This window comes from Acinetobacter sp. SFB, from assembly GCF_001647545.1.
In the GTDB taxonomy this organism is placed as follows: domain Bacteria; phylum Pseudomonadota; class Gammaproteobacteria; order Pseudomonadales; family Moraxellaceae; genus Acinetobacter.
Window position 1 is genome coordinate 345613 of the sequence record NZ_LSZH01000011.1, and the last position, 14854, is coordinate 360466.

The 14854-nt window shown below is 41.6% G+C and carries 17 protein-coding genes; 12 read left to right on the plus strand and 5 right to left on the minus strand.

Translation table 11 applies throughout. The features are described from left to right. Positions 1-3: 3 nt before the first annotated feature. Both AY606_RS16585 and AY606_RS06120 read right to left on the minus strand, forming a co-directional pair. The gene (locus AY606_RS16585) at positions 4-732 is read right to left on the minus strand and encodes a hypothetical protein (RefSeq protein ID WP_249409224.1); all 729 of its coding nucleotides are present in this window, start codon (positions 730-732) and stop codon (positions 4-6) included. Between the two features lie 70 nt (positions 733-802). Then, positions 803-2515, minus strand: coding sequence for an electron transfer flavoprotein-ubiquinone oxidoreductase (locus tag AY606_RS06120; RefSeq protein ID WP_067866617.1), 1713 nt, complete (start codon positions 2513-2515; stop codon positions 803-805). Between the two features lie 188 nt (positions 2516-2703). Between AY606_RS06120 and AY606_RS06125 the strand changes: the two genes are divergently transcribed. From AY606_RS06125 to AY606_RS06150, 6 genes are all read left to right on the plus strand, one after another. Further along, positions 2704-3315, plus strand: coding sequence for a DUF1285 domain-containing protein (locus AY606_RS06125; protein WP_067866619.1), 612 nt, complete (start codon positions 2704-2706; stop codon positions 3313-3315). 47 nt (positions 3316-3362) lie between these two features. Beyond that, positions 3363-4235, plus strand: a complete 873-nt coding sequence (gene murI, locus AY606_RS06130) for a glutamate racemase (protein WP_067866193.1) — start codon at positions 3363-3365, stop codon at positions 4233-4235. A 133-nt stretch (positions 4236-4368) separates the two neighbouring features. Beyond that, positions 4369-5397, plus strand: a complete 1029-nt coding sequence (locus AY606_RS06135; protein ID WP_067866195.1) for a DUF4062 domain-containing protein — start codon at positions 4369-4371, stop codon at positions 5395-5397. A 66-nt stretch (positions 5398-5463) separates the two neighbouring features. Beyond that, complete coding sequence (hemH, locus tag AY606_RS06140) at positions 5464-6477, plus strand: ferrochelatase (protein WP_067866621.1); 1014 nt, start codon at positions 5464-5466, stop codon at positions 6475-6477. A 21-nt stretch (positions 6478-6498) separates the two neighbouring features. Further along, a complete protein-coding gene (locus AY606_RS06145; protein ID WP_067866196.1) occupies positions 6499-7143 on the plus strand; it encodes an MBL fold metallo-hydrolase in 645 nt (214 codons plus the stop codon). Positions 7144-7681: 538 nt separating this feature from the next. Continuing rightward, positions 7682-7861 (plus strand): hypothetical protein, encoded by a 180-nt coding sequence (locus AY606_RS06150; RefSeq protein ID WP_067866199.1) that lies wholly within the window; start codon positions 7682-7684, stop codon positions 7859-7861. 56 nt (positions 7862-7917) lie between these two features. Here the strand turns inward: AY606_RS06150 and AY606_RS06155 are convergent, their stop codons facing one another. Beyond that, positions 7918-8103, minus strand: a complete 186-nt coding sequence (locus tag AY606_RS06155; protein WP_067866201.1) for a DNA gyrase inhibitor YacG — start codon at positions 8101-8103, stop codon at positions 7918-7920. Between the two features lie 84 nt (positions 8104-8187). Between AY606_RS06155 and AY606_RS06160 the strand changes: the two genes are divergently transcribed. The 3 genes from AY606_RS06160 (at position 8188) to AY606_RS06170 (ending at position 10567) form a co-directional block, all read left to right on the plus strand. Continuing rightward, positions 8188-8862 (plus strand): class I SAM-dependent methyltransferase, encoded by a 675-nt coding sequence (locus AY606_RS06160; RefSeq protein WP_171255371.1) that lies wholly within the window; start codon positions 8188-8190, stop codon positions 8860-8862. A 7-nt stretch (positions 8863-8869) separates the two neighbouring features. Continuing rightward, positions 8870-10090: a TIGR03862 family flavoprotein gene (locus tag AY606_RS06165; RefSeq protein WP_067866205.1), complete on the plus strand. Its 1221-nt coding sequence runs from the start codon at positions 8870-8872 to the stop codon at positions 10088-10090. A 66-nt stretch (positions 10091-10156) separates the two neighbouring features. Next, positions 10157-10567, plus strand: coding sequence for a GFA family protein (locus tag AY606_RS06170; RefSeq protein WP_067866623.1), 411 nt, complete (start codon positions 10157-10159; stop codon positions 10565-10567). Positions 10568-10620: 53 nt separating this feature from the next. On the opposite strand, the gene AY606_RS06175 is transcribed toward AY606_RS06170, so the two are convergent. Then, positions 10621-11235 carry a hypothetical protein gene (locus AY606_RS06175; RefSeq protein ID WP_067866206.1) on the minus strand — a complete coding sequence of 205 codons (615 nt, stop codon included), beginning with the start codon at positions 11233-11235 and terminating at the stop codon, positions 10621-10623. Positions 11236-11255: 20 nt separating this feature from the next. Further along, the gene (locus AY606_RS06180) at positions 11256-12029 is read right to left on the minus strand and encodes a class I SAM-dependent methyltransferase (protein WP_067866208.1); all 774 of its coding nucleotides are present in this window, start codon (positions 12027-12029) and stop codon (positions 11256-11258) included. A 123-nt stretch (positions 12030-12152) separates the two neighbouring features. On the opposite strand from AY606_RS06180, the gene AY606_RS06185 reads away from it, so the two are divergent. The 3 genes from AY606_RS06185 (at position 12153) to AY606_RS06195 (ending at position 14849) form a co-directional block, all read left to right on the plus strand. Beyond that, positions 12153-13424, plus strand: coding sequence for a hypothetical protein (locus AY606_RS06185; RefSeq protein WP_067866210.1), 1272 nt, complete (start codon positions 12153-12155; stop codon positions 13422-13424). Between the two features lie 162 nt (positions 13425-13586). Then, the gene (locus tag AY606_RS06190) at positions 13587-13784 is read left to right on the plus strand and encodes a hypothetical protein (RefSeq protein WP_067866212.1); all 198 of its coding nucleotides are present in this window, start codon (positions 13587-13589) and stop codon (positions 13782-13784) included. A 111-nt stretch (positions 13785-13895) separates the two neighbouring features. Continuing rightward, positions 13896-14849, plus strand: coding sequence for a 2-hydroxyacid dehydrogenase (locus AY606_RS06195; RefSeq protein WP_067866213.1), 954 nt, complete (start codon positions 13896-13898; stop codon positions 14847-14849). Positions 14850-14854 lie beyond the last annotated feature (5 nt).

A 14854-nucleotide genomic window follows, 5' to 3' on the forward strand; every position in this document is an offset into this window, starting at 1 on the left:
GGTTTATGGTACTTCAAATCGATAAGGCATTTGTGCTTGTATTAAAATTTTATTGATGTTTTCCCAAGGTGGATTACCATTTTTCAACAGAAATTCTTCAGAGCTTAAATATGAAATTTTTTCACCTTTAGTTATGTTTAAGTATTCATGAAAAAAATTTCTTTCTTGGCGACTATGATAGTTTTTAAATATTAGAGAAAAATTATGAGTGAAAAGATCATTAACTTCAGGATGGTAGTTTTTGTGAAAGTGATCCTTAAAAAACTCAAATGTATTAGGTCGATTATTAGGATCTTCCTCAATAAAAGAAATAATCTCTCTATATTTTTTAGTACTAATTGGCATATGACCATAATTTTGGTTCATATATTCAATAAATATTTCATATGTTTTAGGAAGATGCTTAAAGTTGTTTTTATAATTTATAAGGTTTGTATACGCAGGAAAAAGTTGCTCATGTAATTCCATTTCATAGGATTCATCATGATAACCCCTACCTATAGCAGGAAGATCATTTGGTGCTAGCTGTTTTGATTCAATATATCGAATGTTATGAGTGGGAATAGCTAAATTATCTACTCTGATTTTGGCTAACCCACTTCCAGTTTGAGTTAAAGCCTGCAGAATTTGAGTTTTCCCAACTCCATTCACACCAGTTAAAATAACAAAATCAGGTAGATCTTTTTCAAAAGGTTCTAGTGATTTAAATTCAGATTCTAGTTTGTATTTCATAATTTTATTGATATAAAAAAGCCTCTAAAATAATCAATTATTTTAGAGGCTTATGCAAGTTAATTAAATCTTACATATTCGGATAGTTCGGACCACCACCGCCTTCCGGCGTTACCCAAGTGATGTTCTGGGACGGATCCTTGATGTCACAGGTCTTGCAGTGCACACAGTTGGCTGCATTGATCTGAAAACGCTTGGAACCGTCATTATTTTCCATGATTTCATAGACCCCGGCCGGGCAGTAGCGCTGCGCAGGCTCATCCCATTTCGGCAGGTTCACATTCACCGGAATCGAGGCATCGGTCAGCTTCAAATGTGCCGGCTGGTTTTCTTCATGCACGGTGTTAGACACAAACACCGAAGACAGACGGTCAAAGGTCAGCTTGCCATCCGGTTTTGGATAGGTCGGCTTAAAGCTTTCCGCTGCCTGGGTTTTTAGTACCGCATAGTCCAAAACCAGATCATGCAAAGTGAATGGAACTTTAAACACGTTCTGATCGATAAAGTTAAACGCACCGCCCATCCACTGACCAAACTTGTGCATCGCCGGGCCAAAGTTGCGCGAGTTATACAGCTCTTCTTTCAACCAGCTGTGGTTGAACTTATCGGTATAAGCAGTGAGTTCTTTCACGAAGAAATCTTCGCCTTCCACCACACGCGCAACCGCCAGATCACCGCCTTTTTCCACACCAGCTGCAATCGCTTCAAACACCGCTTCACCGCAGAGCATGCCGGATTTCATCGCGGTATGTGAGCCTTTGATCTTGGCAAAGTTCAGGAAACCGGCATCATCACCAATCAAAGAGCCGCCAGGGAAAGTGAATTTCGGTAGCGAGTTAAAACCGCCTTTGGTCACGGCACGCGCGCCATAAGAAATACGTTTACCGCCTTCCAGATACTGCTTGATTAAAGGATGGGTTTTCCAGCGCTGCATTTCCATAAATGGATACATGTGCGGGTTGGTGTAGGACAGATCGACGATCATGCCCAAGGTCACCTGGTTGTTTTCAGCATGGTACAGCCACCAGCCGCCTGAAGAACTGGTCTCGGCAAGAGGCCAGCCTGCACCGTGCATCACCAGACCCGGTTTGTGTTTTGCCGGATCAATTTCCCAAAGCTCTTTAATCCCGATGCCATAATGCTGTGGATCAGCATCTTTATCCAGATTGTATTGTGCAATCAGGCGTTTACCTAAATGACCCCGGCAGCCTTCAGCAAAAATGGTGTATTTGGCATGCAGTTCATAACCCGGGGTAAAGTTGTGCGTCGGTTCGCCATCCTTGCCAATGCCCATGTCACCAGTCTGGATACCTTTTACCGTACCATCTGCATGATAAAGGATTTCTGAAGCAGCAAAGCCCGGGAAAATGGAAACTTCCAGTTCTTCGGCTTTTGTGCCTAACCAGCGCACCACGTTGCCAAGCGAGATGACATAGTTGCCATCATTGTGCATGGTTTTTGGCACCATCCAGTGCGGTGCTTCCTGTGATTTTTCATCTGAAAGCAGGAAGAATGTTTTGTCTTCTGTTACCGGCACATTAAGCGGCGCGCCTTGTTCTTTCCAGTCCGGGAACAACTCATTCATGGCACGCGGTTCAAGTACTGCACCCGACAGAATATGTGCACCGACTTCAGAGCCCTTTTCCACGACACAAACGGACAGATCGTTTAGATTGTTTTCAATTGCAAGTTGGCGGATTTTGATCGCTGCAGAAAGACCCGCAGGGCCTGCGCCTACGATAACGACGTCAAACTCCATCGATTCACGTTCGATGTGTTCCATGTAGGACTCCTCATATGATTTGAAGGTGGCAACCGTAATGATTTCACTCGGTGCTGCCATGAGTGTTCTTGATGCCCAGACACAATTTCATTATCGTGTCTTTTATATTGTGGGCTAGTATAGTTTTAAACCGTGATCTAGCCAATTGGCTGAATCATATTATTTTTCCGTCAGCAGAGGTATTCCGTATGGTTAATCAAAATAACTCACCAAATCAGACGAAAAATGTCACTATTCCTGATAATAAAAATTTAACGGATATTACACAATACTTAAAAGATGCACAGACCGGTCAAAAAAGGTCAATCCCCCCTTTGGATCAATTTAATCCAAAGCATTGTGGTGCAATGGATTTAAAGGTAAAAGCCAATGGAGAATGGTGGCATGAAGGTCACTTGATCAAGCGTCAAGCCATGATTGACTTGTTCTCAACCGTACTTTGGAAAGAAGACGGCAAGTTCTATCTAAGAACCCCGGTAGAGCAAATTGAAATAGAAGTGGAAGATGAGCCTTTATTCGTCAATCAGGTAGATCAGGTTAAAATTGGGGATAAAACCTATATTCAATTGACGACTACCACACAGAATATTGTGATTGTAGATCAGGAACACCCCGTTTTTATGCGTGAATATTCAGGGGAATTACGTCCTTATGTGCATTTTCGCTTTGGCATCAATGCCTTAATTCAACGTTCTGCTTTTTTTCATTTAATTGAAATGGGGCAGCTACTTGAAAATGCTCAAGGTGATACCATTTTAAGCCTACAAAGTGGCGATTTTTACTTGCAATTAGGCACCTGAGGTTTAAGCTTTGGTCTCTCCAATTTTGAACTGCTGAAAGTGAAGCTATGACAGCCATTCATCCTATTTATCCTTTAACAAATCCAATGCCCAAGGCGCAACCTGATGCTCCTATTGGGATTTTTGACTCTGGAATAGGTGGCTTGTCTATAGCACAGGACATTGCAAATTATTTGCCCAAAGAACGCATTCTCTATTATGCAGATACTGCAAACGTGCCTTATGGACCGCGTGATGATCAAAATATTCGCGATCTGACCGCAAATGCAATTGAATGGTTATATCGTCAAGGCTGTAAAGTGGCAGTGGTAGCATGTAATACCGCATCTGCCTTTAGTCTGGATTATTTACGCGATCATTATGGTGAAGACTTTCCGATTATCGGATTAGTGCCGGCATTAAAACCTGCTGTATTACAAACCAAGTCAAAAACAATTGCGGTTCTTGCAACGCCAGCGACTTTTCGGGGCAAACTGATTCAAGATGTGATGCAACGTTTTGCTTTGCCTGCCCATGTGAATGTCATTCCGGTTACCTGTCTGGAATTAGTGCCCTTTGTCGAAAGTGGGGCGCAGATGAGCACGGAATGTTTAGCCACTTTAAAAGAAATATTACAACCGGTGGTCGACCAGGGAGCAGATTATCTGGTTTTGGGATGCACCCATTATCCCTTCTTGAAACCTGCGATTGAATCGATTTTTGGTCAGAAACTGACATTAATTGACTCTGGTGTACCAGTTGCGCGACAAACAGCCCGAATTTTGATTAAAAATGAGTTATTATTTGAACATGATCAAAAAGACAGCGTAAGAATCGAATGTCATGTCAGTGGCAATAATGCAGAAAATTTAAAAACTGTGTTGCAGTACCTGATTCAAGAGAATTTAACTTGGGATATTCGCAATATTAAGGTTGAATAAGCAAAGAAACGCAGCTAGTCTTTTGAAATATAGTAAAAAATTAAATTTTTAAATTGGGGTTTTCGATTACAGCGCAACTGCTAAGCATAGCTACAGTTGAAGGATGTAATATGCAATTGGAAGAGGATAACCAATGCTCGATAAGCGTTATCAGGTTTTTATTTCTACGTCTGGCAGTGAAATGCAGCCAGAGCGTATCGTTTTATCTCAAACTTTAGTGGGAATGGGGTTCTTTTCCTGGGGATTAGAACAACGGACGCCTCTTAGTACGGCATTTGCACGTCGTCAAATTGATGACTGCGACTATGTGGTGATTCTTTTGGGCAGTCAATATGGCGAGCAATCTGTATCAGGTGTGGGATATATGCACCTCGAATATATTTATGCAGTCACCAAACAAAAACCGATTATGGTCTTTATGCATGAAGATCCTGCTTCTCGGGATTTATCTTTGCATGATCAAAAACCGGAACTTCGCGAAAAATTTCTTGAATTTCGTAAATTATTACAACAAGAAGCTGATCAAATTTTTATTTACCGCAGCCTTCGTGATTTGGAAATGGCGGTACGTTTTAATATGCCGCAAATGATTGAACGCTACCCTGTTTCAGGTTGGGTTCGACCGCAGAACACGCAATCCTTGCATGATGAAATTGATCAACTCAAAGCTAAAATTGAGCAACTTGAAACAGAAGTGGGCAAACGAGAAGTCGATCCCTTCCTGTCTTTACCCAAAGTTTCCATGCATGAATTATTTTCTTTTGAATATCGAATGCATGCCTATCAAGATGGCAATTTCAAAGAACTGAAAATTCAGAAGAAACTGACCTGGGCACAGTTGCTGAATATTTTAGGTACCATGTTTGTCAATCCGACACCCGAAGAATACTTTTCTAAATGTATGAATGAGTATTTAAATGATACTGGCTTAGAAGATGCACGTGTGGAAATGCCACGTACACATGCAGTGGCACGTGCACAAATTAATATTCGTGCCTTGCACAGTATTAAAATGCAAATGCGTCAAAATGACTGGATTGTGCAATCTGGACGTGACGACCGTCAGCGTATGTTGTGGCAAATAACGTCGAAAGGGCAAAAGCTGTTAGAAAGCAATTTGCTGGATAATAATCGTGTTTTTCAATTTAAATCACCATATTAATCCATATAGAGAAAGTGCAGAAAACTGTTAAAGTAAAGCAGATTCTATATGTTGGAAAAAGGTTTGATGTTTTCTGCACCTAAAGCGAAAGTTACTATTATTTTAGCCAATTTGGGTACGCCAGACGAACCTACTGTTCCGGCAGTGCGTCGTTTTCTGAAGCAGTTTTTATCTGATCAGCGGGTCATTGAAATTCCAAAGCCGGTTTGGCAAATCATTTTAAGACTGTTTATTTTACCATTTCGTCCTAAACAGGTGACCCAGGCTTATGCAATGGTATGGGGACAAGATTCACCGATGCGTGAAATTGTCTTTCAACAGGTTAATGCGGTTCAACAACAATTAATTGAGCACTATCCGCAGTTTGAATTAAATATTGTCCCTGCCATGAGTTATGGTAATCCGGGTATTCAAGAATTGCTGCAAAAATTAAGCTTAAATCCACAAGATCACATTATTTTACTTCCGCTATTTCCTCAATATTCGGCAACCTCGACTGCTCCCCTCTATGACGCAGTGGCAAAGTGGATACTCACCCAGCGCAATCTACCTGGCTTGTCGATTATTCGTGATTATTATCAGCATCCTTTATATATTCAGGCTTTGGCACAGAGTGTACGCGACTATCAGGCTGAGCATGGTGTTGCAGAAAAACTGTTGATGTCATTCCACGGTATTCCACAGCCCTATGCCGATAAGGGTGATCCCTATGCAGACCGCTGTCGTATGACCGGTCAACTTGTGGCACAGGCTTTGGATTTGCAGGAGGGGCAATGGGGAGTAAGTTTCCAGTCACGTTTTGGCAAACAGGAATGGATAAAACCGTATACCGATCAGCTGTTGCAAGAGTGGGCAGAGCAAGGGATAAAATCAGTACAGATTATGAGTCCGGCATTTTCTGCAGATTGTCTCGAAACTTTAGAGGAACTGGCGGTAGAAAATGCTGAAACCTTTAAGTCAGCAGGGGGTGAACACTATGCCTATATTCCTGCACTCAATGCCCGTGCAGATCATATCGCATTGCTCGCCACCTTGCTTCAAGCTAATCTTGACGCATTAACGCAAACATTCGCCCACTAATTTTATTGAGGTTTCGCCATCATGTTGCAAGTCAAAATTGTTCCTGTCACGGCATTTCAGCAAAACTGTTCAATTGTTTGGGATTCAGAAAGTAAAGAAGCAGTTTTGATTGATGCGGGTGGCGAACCTGAAAAATTAACCACTGAAATTGAAGCACTGGGTTTGACTGTAAAAGCTTTATGGTTGACCCATGGTCATCTGGATCATGCCGGTGCAGTCGGTGCCTTAACCAAACTATGGAATGTACCGGTGATTGGCCCGCATAAGGAGGATGCTTTCTGGCTGGATATGATTCAGGAAGTATCAGCGCGTTACGGTTTTCCAATTCCAGAAAAGGTCGATGTTAGCCAATGGCTTGAAGGCGGGGAAGTGTTAAAGCTGGGTGATGAAGAATTTGAAGTGCGTTTCGCTCCAGGTCATACCCCGGGGCACGTGATGTTCTATAACAAGAATTATGGTCTGTTGTGGACCGGTGACGTGCTGTTTAAAGGCTCTATCGGGCGTACCGATTTTCCACGCGGAAACCATCAACAGTTGCTAGATTCAATTCAGCGTGAATGTTTTAGTTTGCCCGATGAAACTCAATTTATATCGGGTCATGGTCCAATCAGTAGCATTGGTTTTGAAAAACAGCATAACCCTTTTGTGGCGAGTAAAGCAGGTTAATACCTTTGTGTAAGAGATTGATGAATAAATTTCATCAGTCTCTGCGAAAAGGACCACTATGTAACTGCTTCAATTCTAAAGCAAGAATAATAGCTGAAAAAATAAACAGAATGCCGATCCAAATAATAATGACATCATGGGTATAAATTCCAAAACTTAAACTTACAATACCCAGTAAGAGAAATAAAAAAACAGAATTTTTAAACACCATAGTCCCATGAGAGGAACTCCTTTTTTATAGTTATTAATTTTTATAGTTATTAGGTTTCATTACTAAAAAATATCAATTTTAAGTGTTTATTTATTAGAAAATTTTTTACTGGTATTTTCATAATGTTATTATAATTTAAAAAATACTAACTGGTTATCATTTTTGCTAATTCATAAGAGTAATTTAACAATGGTAAAACATATTGGTCAGTTTCTAATTTTTTTTAATTGTATATTGAAAAAATATAAAGCAATTTGAGACAAAATAATAAAAAAGAGCTTTCAGTCATATTATTTTAAATTTACTTTAAATTGATAGAGAAAGTTCATGAAACTAGGGTTTGCTAAGGCAGCATTATTTATTTTTAGCTTAATGGCATTTTTATGCCTAAGTTTAGGTTTTTCCCGTCATGATCTGAGCATTATGGCGCTTGGTATACTTCTTGTTTTTTGCATTATTGTCTCAGGCTTAGAATACAAAAAGCTGAATTCTAACCCCTTTGCTTAAAATTGCTGAGCCTGATTTACTAGCCTGTAAACTGTTTATAATTCTAAAAAATACGTTTAAAACTCATCTTCTCCACGGCCGCCATCTGCTTGCGGTGCATCTTGAGTAGGCAATTTATAGTCATCATTTGCCCAAGCGCCAAGATCAATCATTTTACAGCGTTCTGAACAAAAAGGACGGAACTCATTGCCTTCCCAAGTTGAAGGTTTGCCACAACGTGGGCAAGGAAAAGTGCGAGGCATTTTATTCTCCGGATAAAAATGATGATTCAGTTAGTCAAACTCAGCCGCTCTTGCTAGACTTGAGCCGATTTTTGTTAGTTTGATCTGATTATGCCAATTCGTCAATTTCAAGCACAGCGTATGCATGCGCCTCGTGATTTTCAAATGATTAGCCTAGAGCCAATTTGTGTGGAAATTGGTGCCGGTAAAGGTAAGCATGCCTTGCTTTTTTCGAGTCAGCATCCTGAGCATAAATTGATTGCAATTGAACGCACCCGTGAAAAATATGTGGCCATGCAAAAACAGCATGCCTTAGAAGGTCAAACTAATTTACAGGCCATTCATGCCGATGCAATGCCATGGATCGTGCATGCTTTACTGCCGGCACAAGTACAGCAATTTTTTATTTTATATCCCAATCCTGAACCGCATAACCCAGCACAGCGCTGGTTGAATATGCCGTTTTTTGAATTTTTACTGTCACGTTTACAGGTCGGTGGAACGGTGACTTTGGCCAGTAATATTGCTGAATATATCGCAGAAGCACAGCAGCAGTTGATAGAGACCTGGAAATTACCGTTTGTTAAAGAAGTGATTCCGGTGAGCTCTGCACGTACCCATTTTGAAATTAAATATTTGCAGCGTGGTGAATTGTGTCAGCAACTGATCATTACCAAGCCGGAAAGCTACAGCACCCGTTTTGATGATTTTATGCCGCTGCAAGGTCAAAATGCGGTGATCGAAACTGCATCAGACACTGCTCCAAAAGATGCTGAATAGGTTTGCTATGAAAAAGCGGGTCGCAATTATTGGCGCAGGTCCTGCGGGATTAATGGCTGCAGAGGTGTTAACTCAGTACGATTATGACGTACATGTTTATGAGCAGAAACCCTCAGCTGCACGTAAATTTTTAATGGCTGGAAAAACTGGTTTAAATATTTCCCATGCCGAGCCTGTGGCACAGTTTATTCAGCGTTATGACCAAGCCGAATGGCTAGCGCCCTGGGTAAAACAGTGGGATGCCCAATGGATTCAGCAATGGATGAAGGGCTTAGGCATTGAATCCTATATTGGTTCATCTGGTCGGGTATTTCCGGTTGAGATGAAAGCGGCGCCTTTACTTCGTGCCTGGCTAAAACACCTAGTTGAACGTGGCGTAATTTTTCATTATCGGCATCAGTGTCTGGATTTAGATGGTTCCACATTACAGTTTAAAAACCTGATTACGGAACAGGTTGCAAGCCAGCAGTTTGATGCCATTGTGCTGGCCTGTGGTGCGGTGTCATGGTCACGGCTTGGCAGTGATGGTGCGTGGCAACAATGGTTATCTCAGGATGAAATCGAAGCCTTTCAAGCCAGTAATGCCGGCGTAGAGCGAGCGTGGTCCAAGTTTATGCAACCGGTATTTGGTCAGCCTTTAAAACGGGTTGAAGCATGGGTGGAGGGTCAAGCCAAAACCATGGGCGATATCGTGATTAGCCATTATGGTTTGGAAAGTGGTTTGATCTATAAACAGGGTCGTGCACTACGTCAGCAGCTTAAAGATGGTCGGGCCATGCAACTGTCTTTGGATTTAATTCCAGATCAGACGGTTGAGCAACTCGCGCAAAAATTGCAACCGAGTAAAAAGCAGTCTTTAAGTAATGTCTGGCGTAAAGCAGGTCTAGACAATGCCAAAGCCAGTCTGGTGCGTGAACTGGTGGCTAAAGATCTATGGAATGATTCATTAGCTTTAGCACAACAGATTAAGCATTTGCTTATTCCTTTAAAAGGCTTTCGTCCGATCGAAGAAGCGATTAGCTGTGCCGGTGGTATTAAACGCGAAGTGTTGTCTGAACAACTCCAGTTAAAGTCAAATCCGCATGTGTTTTGTTGTGGCGAGATGCTGGATTGGGATGCACCGACAGGCGGTTATTTATTGACTGCATGTTTTGCCACAGGTCGTGCTGCAGCTGAGGGAGTACATGGCTATCTTGCTCCTGCCTTGCTGCAAAAATACAGTAAGTAAGATTTGGAATTGTGATTTGAAGCATGCTAGGGTAAAAGTTCAATCATGATAAAAAATGCAGCTATTATGTCTGAACAAAACCTATATCGCGGAAGCTGTTTGTGTGGCGGTTTACGCTATGAAATTCAGGGTGAAATTGGCGACATTGTGCAATGTCATTGTCAAAAATGTCGTAAAGCCAATGGCACAGCTTTTGCCACCAATGCTCCGATTAAAAAAGCAGATTTTAAAATTGTGCAAGGTGAGCATTTGCTGAAAAAGTTCCAATCCAGAGCAACGACTCAGCGTTGTTTTTGTGCGGATTGCGGCTCACCGATTATCAGTATTAAAACTGAAACACCGGATCTGTACCGTTTAAGGATTGGTACACTGGATACACCACTGCAGCAAAAGCCAACGCAACATATCTTTGCTGCCTTCAAGGCAGAATGGGATACGATTTGCGATGGCTTAGTGCAGTATAACCAGCGACCATAAGTTAAATAATAAAGCTGGAGGGATCAAATGATCCCTGTTTTATGCAGCCAAATTTAGTAGTTAGATTGAGGGGTTTCGGATTTAGCTGCTTCCTGTTTTGTTGTTTCAGCTTTGCTCATTTCCGGATATTGCGATTGCCAATGTTCAAGCTGTTCCTGAGCATGTAAAAACTCGCCTAAACCTTTGACCCGATCGCCTGATTTTTGCATTGCATCTGCTTTGGTATCTTTATCTTCATTATACAGTTTGGCTTGGTTTTGCCAGTATTCTGCCATTAAGCCTTGAATATAGCGGCCTTGCTGGGTCTTTAAATCCAGTTCTTTCAACATGTTCAATGCCGACTGAACATTGTCACGTTTACGGTCAAGTGCAAATTCATCGGTGAGTGAACCCTTTTCCTGCATTTTCGTCAGCTCGTCTTCCATGTCATCACTCATTTGAGTAAAGCGCCTGTCAAAGTCGATGAGTAAGGCAATATCATGTTGATCATCCGGAGTTTTTTCAAACACTTTCACTGGTTCGGTAATCAGTTCATGCATGACCTTATCTTCAGGTTGAATTTTATCATTTTGAGAAGCATTATTTTTACTGTTGTCACAGGCAGCAAGGAATACACCTGAACACAATAACATCAGCAGACTCAATTGTTTTAGTTGAAATTTTTTCATGATGATTCCTTTATTGCTAATCAGTTTTTTTTAAAAGCATAAGCATGGGTTATATAAGGAAAACTAATCTCATCGTGTGGATATTTACCAGTGTAGCTGAAGACAATCTGTTCAAATAGGACTTTTAGTCGCTGTTGTTCTTGCTCTGGCAGTGCAGCAATAAAACTGGTGGAAAGCAGGCGTTTAGACACTACGTTTTCTACTGTACCGACATGCTGCAGCTTAAAAGTCTGGACATTTTCCAGCTGAAATAACGCTTGCGGCTTAAACACATCTTTCCACTTTTCACTATGATAACGAGGTGTGTTACCCTCCAAAGGTTCAATCAGATTTGCCAGTGCCTTGACCCAGTCTACGCTGATATTGCGTTGATTCCAGATCAGGGCCAAATGTCCTGATGGTTTCAAGGCTTGATGAATTTGCTGTAAAGTCTCCATATTTGCAAACCAGTGGAAGGATTGCGCACAGATCACCGCATCAATGCTATTTGCAGTGACAGGCAAATGCTCACTGGAGGCTTGCAGGGTTTGAATCTCTGGATATACATTTTGCAGTTGTGCCAGCATTTCCTGAACCGGTTCAATCGCGATAATATGCGAAGTAATCTGCTGCAAGTAGGGCAAGAATTTGCCCGTGCCAGAGCCGAGGTCAATGACCTGTGAATTTGCGCAAAGTTGCAGCTGATCTTGCAGCCAGCTGACGATATCTTGTGGATAATCGGGACGCACCTGTTGATACAGCTCTGCAGCAGAACTGAAACCTTTTTGAGCAGCTGGATGGAGTGATTGTGTCATATTTTGCGCTTTTTAATATTCTTGGCATCTATAAAATAACATAGTCGCTTTTCGTGAATAGGCAAGCTGTCTATTTGTTCTATTGACTGTACAAAACAAGGGCCGATTTGCTTCGGTGTGGAAATGGAAAAACACATTATTTTTGAAGACGAACAAATTCGTGCCATATTTTTAAAAGGTTCATCGGAGGAGCTGATTTTCTCTTTTGGCGATTTAATTACCCGTGCCAAAGGCTTGTCGATTAATGCTGAAAAATCCTTGCATAAACATGGCTTTAATGTCATTGGGGTTATGCCGAAGCAAAAATCGTGGTTTCCGGAAAGCTCAATGCGGCAGATGTTTGCCGAAATTCAGGAACTGATTGCGCCGTTTGAAAAACGCATTGGCTATGGCGGTTCAATGGGCGGTTATGCTGCAATCAAGTATTCAAATTTGCTTGACTTAAAACGCGTGATTGCATTGGTACCCCAGTATTCAATCAATCCTGAAGATGTTGAAGACTCACGCTATAACATGTTTTTCCATGAGGAACTAAATGCCAATATGCAGGTGCAGCCTGAGGATGTTTCAGCAGAGCGTGAATACATTGTGGTTTATGATCCGTACTATCCCGAAGATCGCGCGCACTATTTAAAACTTGAGCAGATTCTGCCTCAAATTCAGACCTTAAATTTACCCTTTACCGGGCACGATGCTATTGCGGTTCTGGCCAGTTCAGAATTGCTGCATGACTTCTTGGTGCATGAGTTTGATGAATCCTATTTTTATAAAAAAATCCGTCAGGTCAAAAAGAACAGCAAGTTCTATTATCGTAAAGTGATTGAAAACTTATTGCCGCGACATCGCAATGCTCTGGGTTCGATTTTAATCAACAATGACTTGCAGTTGGATAACCAGTTTTTTGATGCGAAGTTGAAACAGAATTTACTGCGAGAATTGCTGCGTAACAAGCAAGTCAGTCAGCACGATTTAGTGAAACTTGGTATTCAGGTGGATTTCCCCCAGGAAAACCGCAGTCATTTACTGGACTGTTTCGGTCATGGTCTGGTATTCAATGTGATTAGCCAGAAAATTGAAAGCTATGCCGCTGGTGCAATTGCCTTAAACCATAAATTTCTGATTCCGATTTTTGCCAAGGGCAGTGGTCTGGTACAGATTAATTTAAATGATGAGCGCTATGTGGTGGCAATGAATGATCGTCATGTGATGAAGCTGTTTAAGCAACAAGAGCCATTAACCACCGGCATGCATCCCCTTGTGATCAAGAAATATAGCGATTTTTATTTGCTCAGTTATAAGCATTTAAACTTAAGTAATAATGAATACGGCAGTCATGATTTTATTGAAGACACGCCTGAAACTGCTCAATTCGTCACTCAACCGGAACTGTCCTAAACATTATTGAAGAGTCTGTTATGGTTTAAAACCAACCCGACTTTGGTCTGATTTTTGATCGCTTGCTTTATATTTTAATCGGTCTAAGATAGAAAATATAAGGCAAGTTAAAGTTGCTAAATGTTGAACAATAAACAAATAAACAAGACAGGGTGCTTAAGGATGAAACGTGATTTTATACCGGCTGTGCTTTTAACCATTATCTCTATATTCTTACCTTCCTATGCTTTTGCCCAGAGTCCAGATCCGACTTATATCATTATGGGTGGGGGATTGCTTGTGGTTTTTGTCATGGCAATCTATGTGTTTTATGAATTTCGCAAGTCGATTCAAGTCCATATAAATAAACCCACTAAATAGTGGGTTTTTTCATATCTTCTGCCTGAGTTTAGTTGAAAAAGCATGCGCATCTGGCTTTTAATGTAGGGCAAGGTAATTTCAGCTCCCTCTAAATCAGCCAAGGAATGCATAATGAAAGCCGTATTTTTAGATTATGAATCGCTCGATCAAAATGATTTGGATTTTAGTGCACTCAAAGCGGCTTTTGATGAGTTAAGCCTATTTCCAGGTACCAGCCCAGCGCAAGTTTTAGAACGTGTGCAGCATGCAGATGTCATTATCAGCAATAAAGTGCTGGTGGATGCAGCAACAATTCAGCAATGTCCAAATTTAAAACTGATTTTAATTTCCGCCACAGGCACAAACAATATTGACCTGATTCAAGCGCGTAAGCAGGACGTTGTGGTGTGTAATTGTCAGGGTTATGGTACGTCTGCGGTGGCACAGCATACGCTCGCTTTAATGTTGGCTTTGGCCACTTCATTACTCAAATATGACCGCGCGGTGAAGCAGGGTGAATGGAATAAAGCCTCCCAGTTTTGTTTGCTGGATTTCCCGATTATTGAACTTGAAGGCAAGAGTTTAGGGATTATTGGTTATGGTGAATTGGGACGGGCTGTTGCGAAACGGGCTGAAGCATTTGGCATGAAGGTGTTGATCGGATCACTACCGAATCGTCCAACGGATGCCAGTCGTATTGCTTTTGCGGATCTACTGCCGCAAGTTGATTTCCTGAGTCTGCATTGTCCTTTAACCGAGGATACCCGTGATTTGATAGATGCCCAAGCCTTCGATGCCATGAAAGCTACGGCATTTTTAATTAACTGTGCGCGTGGTGGCATTGTTCATGAACAAGCACTCGCAGATGCTTTACGCCAAGGGAAAATTGCCGGGGCTGCAACTGACGTTCTGACCGTTGAACCACCGAAAGACGGCAATGTGTTATTGGCAGATGATATTCCAAACCTGATTATTACCCCACATAGTGCATGGGGCAGTGTTGATGCCCGACAACGGATTGTGCAGCAGATGCTTGATAATGTAGCAGCGTTTAAAGCGGGTCAGCCGATTCGACAAGTGAATTAATCGAC

What these genes read in the sequence shown, in the direction of transcription:
- AY606_RS16585 (WP_249409224.1), bottom strand. Translation starts at nt 732, where the DNA reads ATGAAATACAAACTAGAATCTGAATTTAAATCACTAGAACCTTTTGAA.
- AY606_RS06120 (WP_067866617.1), bottom strand. Translation starts at nt 2,515, where the DNA reads ATGGAACACATCGAACGTGAATCGATGGAGTTTGACGTCGTTATCGTA.
- AY606_RS06125 (WP_067866619.1), top strand. Translation starts at nt 2,704, where the DNA reads ATGGTTAATCAAAATAACTCACCAAATCAGACGAAAAATGTCACTATT.
- murI (WP_067866193.1), top strand. Translation starts at nt 3,363, where the DNA reads ATGACAGCCATTCATCCTATTTATCCTTTAACAAATCCAATGCCCAAG.
- AY606_RS06135 (WP_067866195.1), top strand. Translation starts at nt 4,369, where the DNA reads ATGCTCGATAAGCGTTATCAGGTTTTTATTTCTACGTCTGGCAGTGAA.
- hemH (WP_067866621.1), top strand. Translation starts at nt 5,464, where the DNA reads ATGTTTTCTGCACCTAAAGCGAAAGTTACTATTATTTTAGCCAATTTG.
- AY606_RS06145 (WP_067866196.1), top strand. Translation starts at nt 6,499, where the DNA reads ATGTTGCAAGTCAAAATTGTTCCTGTCACGGCATTTCAGCAAAACTGT.
- AY606_RS06150 (WP_067866199.1), top strand. Translation starts at nt 7,682, where the DNA reads ATGAAACTAGGGTTTGCTAAGGCAGCATTATTTATTTTTAGCTTAATG.
- AY606_RS06155 (WP_067866201.1), bottom strand. Translation starts at nt 8,103, where the DNA reads ATGCCTCGCACTTTTCCTTGCCCACGTTGTGGCAAACCTTCAACTTGG.
- AY606_RS06165 (WP_067866205.1), top strand. Translation starts at nt 8,870, where the DNA reads ATGAAAAAGCGGGTCGCAATTATTGGCGCAGGTCCTGCGGGATTAATG.
- AY606_RS06170 (WP_067866623.1), top strand. Translation starts at nt 10,157, where the DNA reads ATGTCTGAACAAAACCTATATCGCGGAAGCTGTTTGTGTGGCGGTTTA.
- AY606_RS06175 (WP_067866206.1), bottom strand. Translation starts at nt 11,235, where the DNA reads ATGAAAAAATTTCAACTAAAACAATTGAGTCTGCTGATGTTATTGTGT.
- AY606_RS06180 (WP_067866208.1), bottom strand. Translation starts at nt 12,029, where the DNA reads ATGACACAATCACTCCATCCAGCTGCTCAAAAAGGTTTCAGTTCTGCT.
- AY606_RS06185 (WP_067866210.1), top strand. Translation starts at nt 12,153, where the DNA reads ATGGAAAAACACATTATTTTTGAAGACGAACAAATTCGTGCCATATTT.
- AY606_RS06190 (WP_067866212.1), top strand. Translation starts at nt 13,587, where the DNA reads ATGAAACGTGATTTTATACCGGCTGTGCTTTTAACCATTATCTCTATA.
- AY606_RS06195 (WP_067866213.1), top strand. Translation starts at nt 13,896, where the DNA reads ATGAAAGCCGTATTTTTAGATTATGAATCGCTCGATCAAAATGATTTG.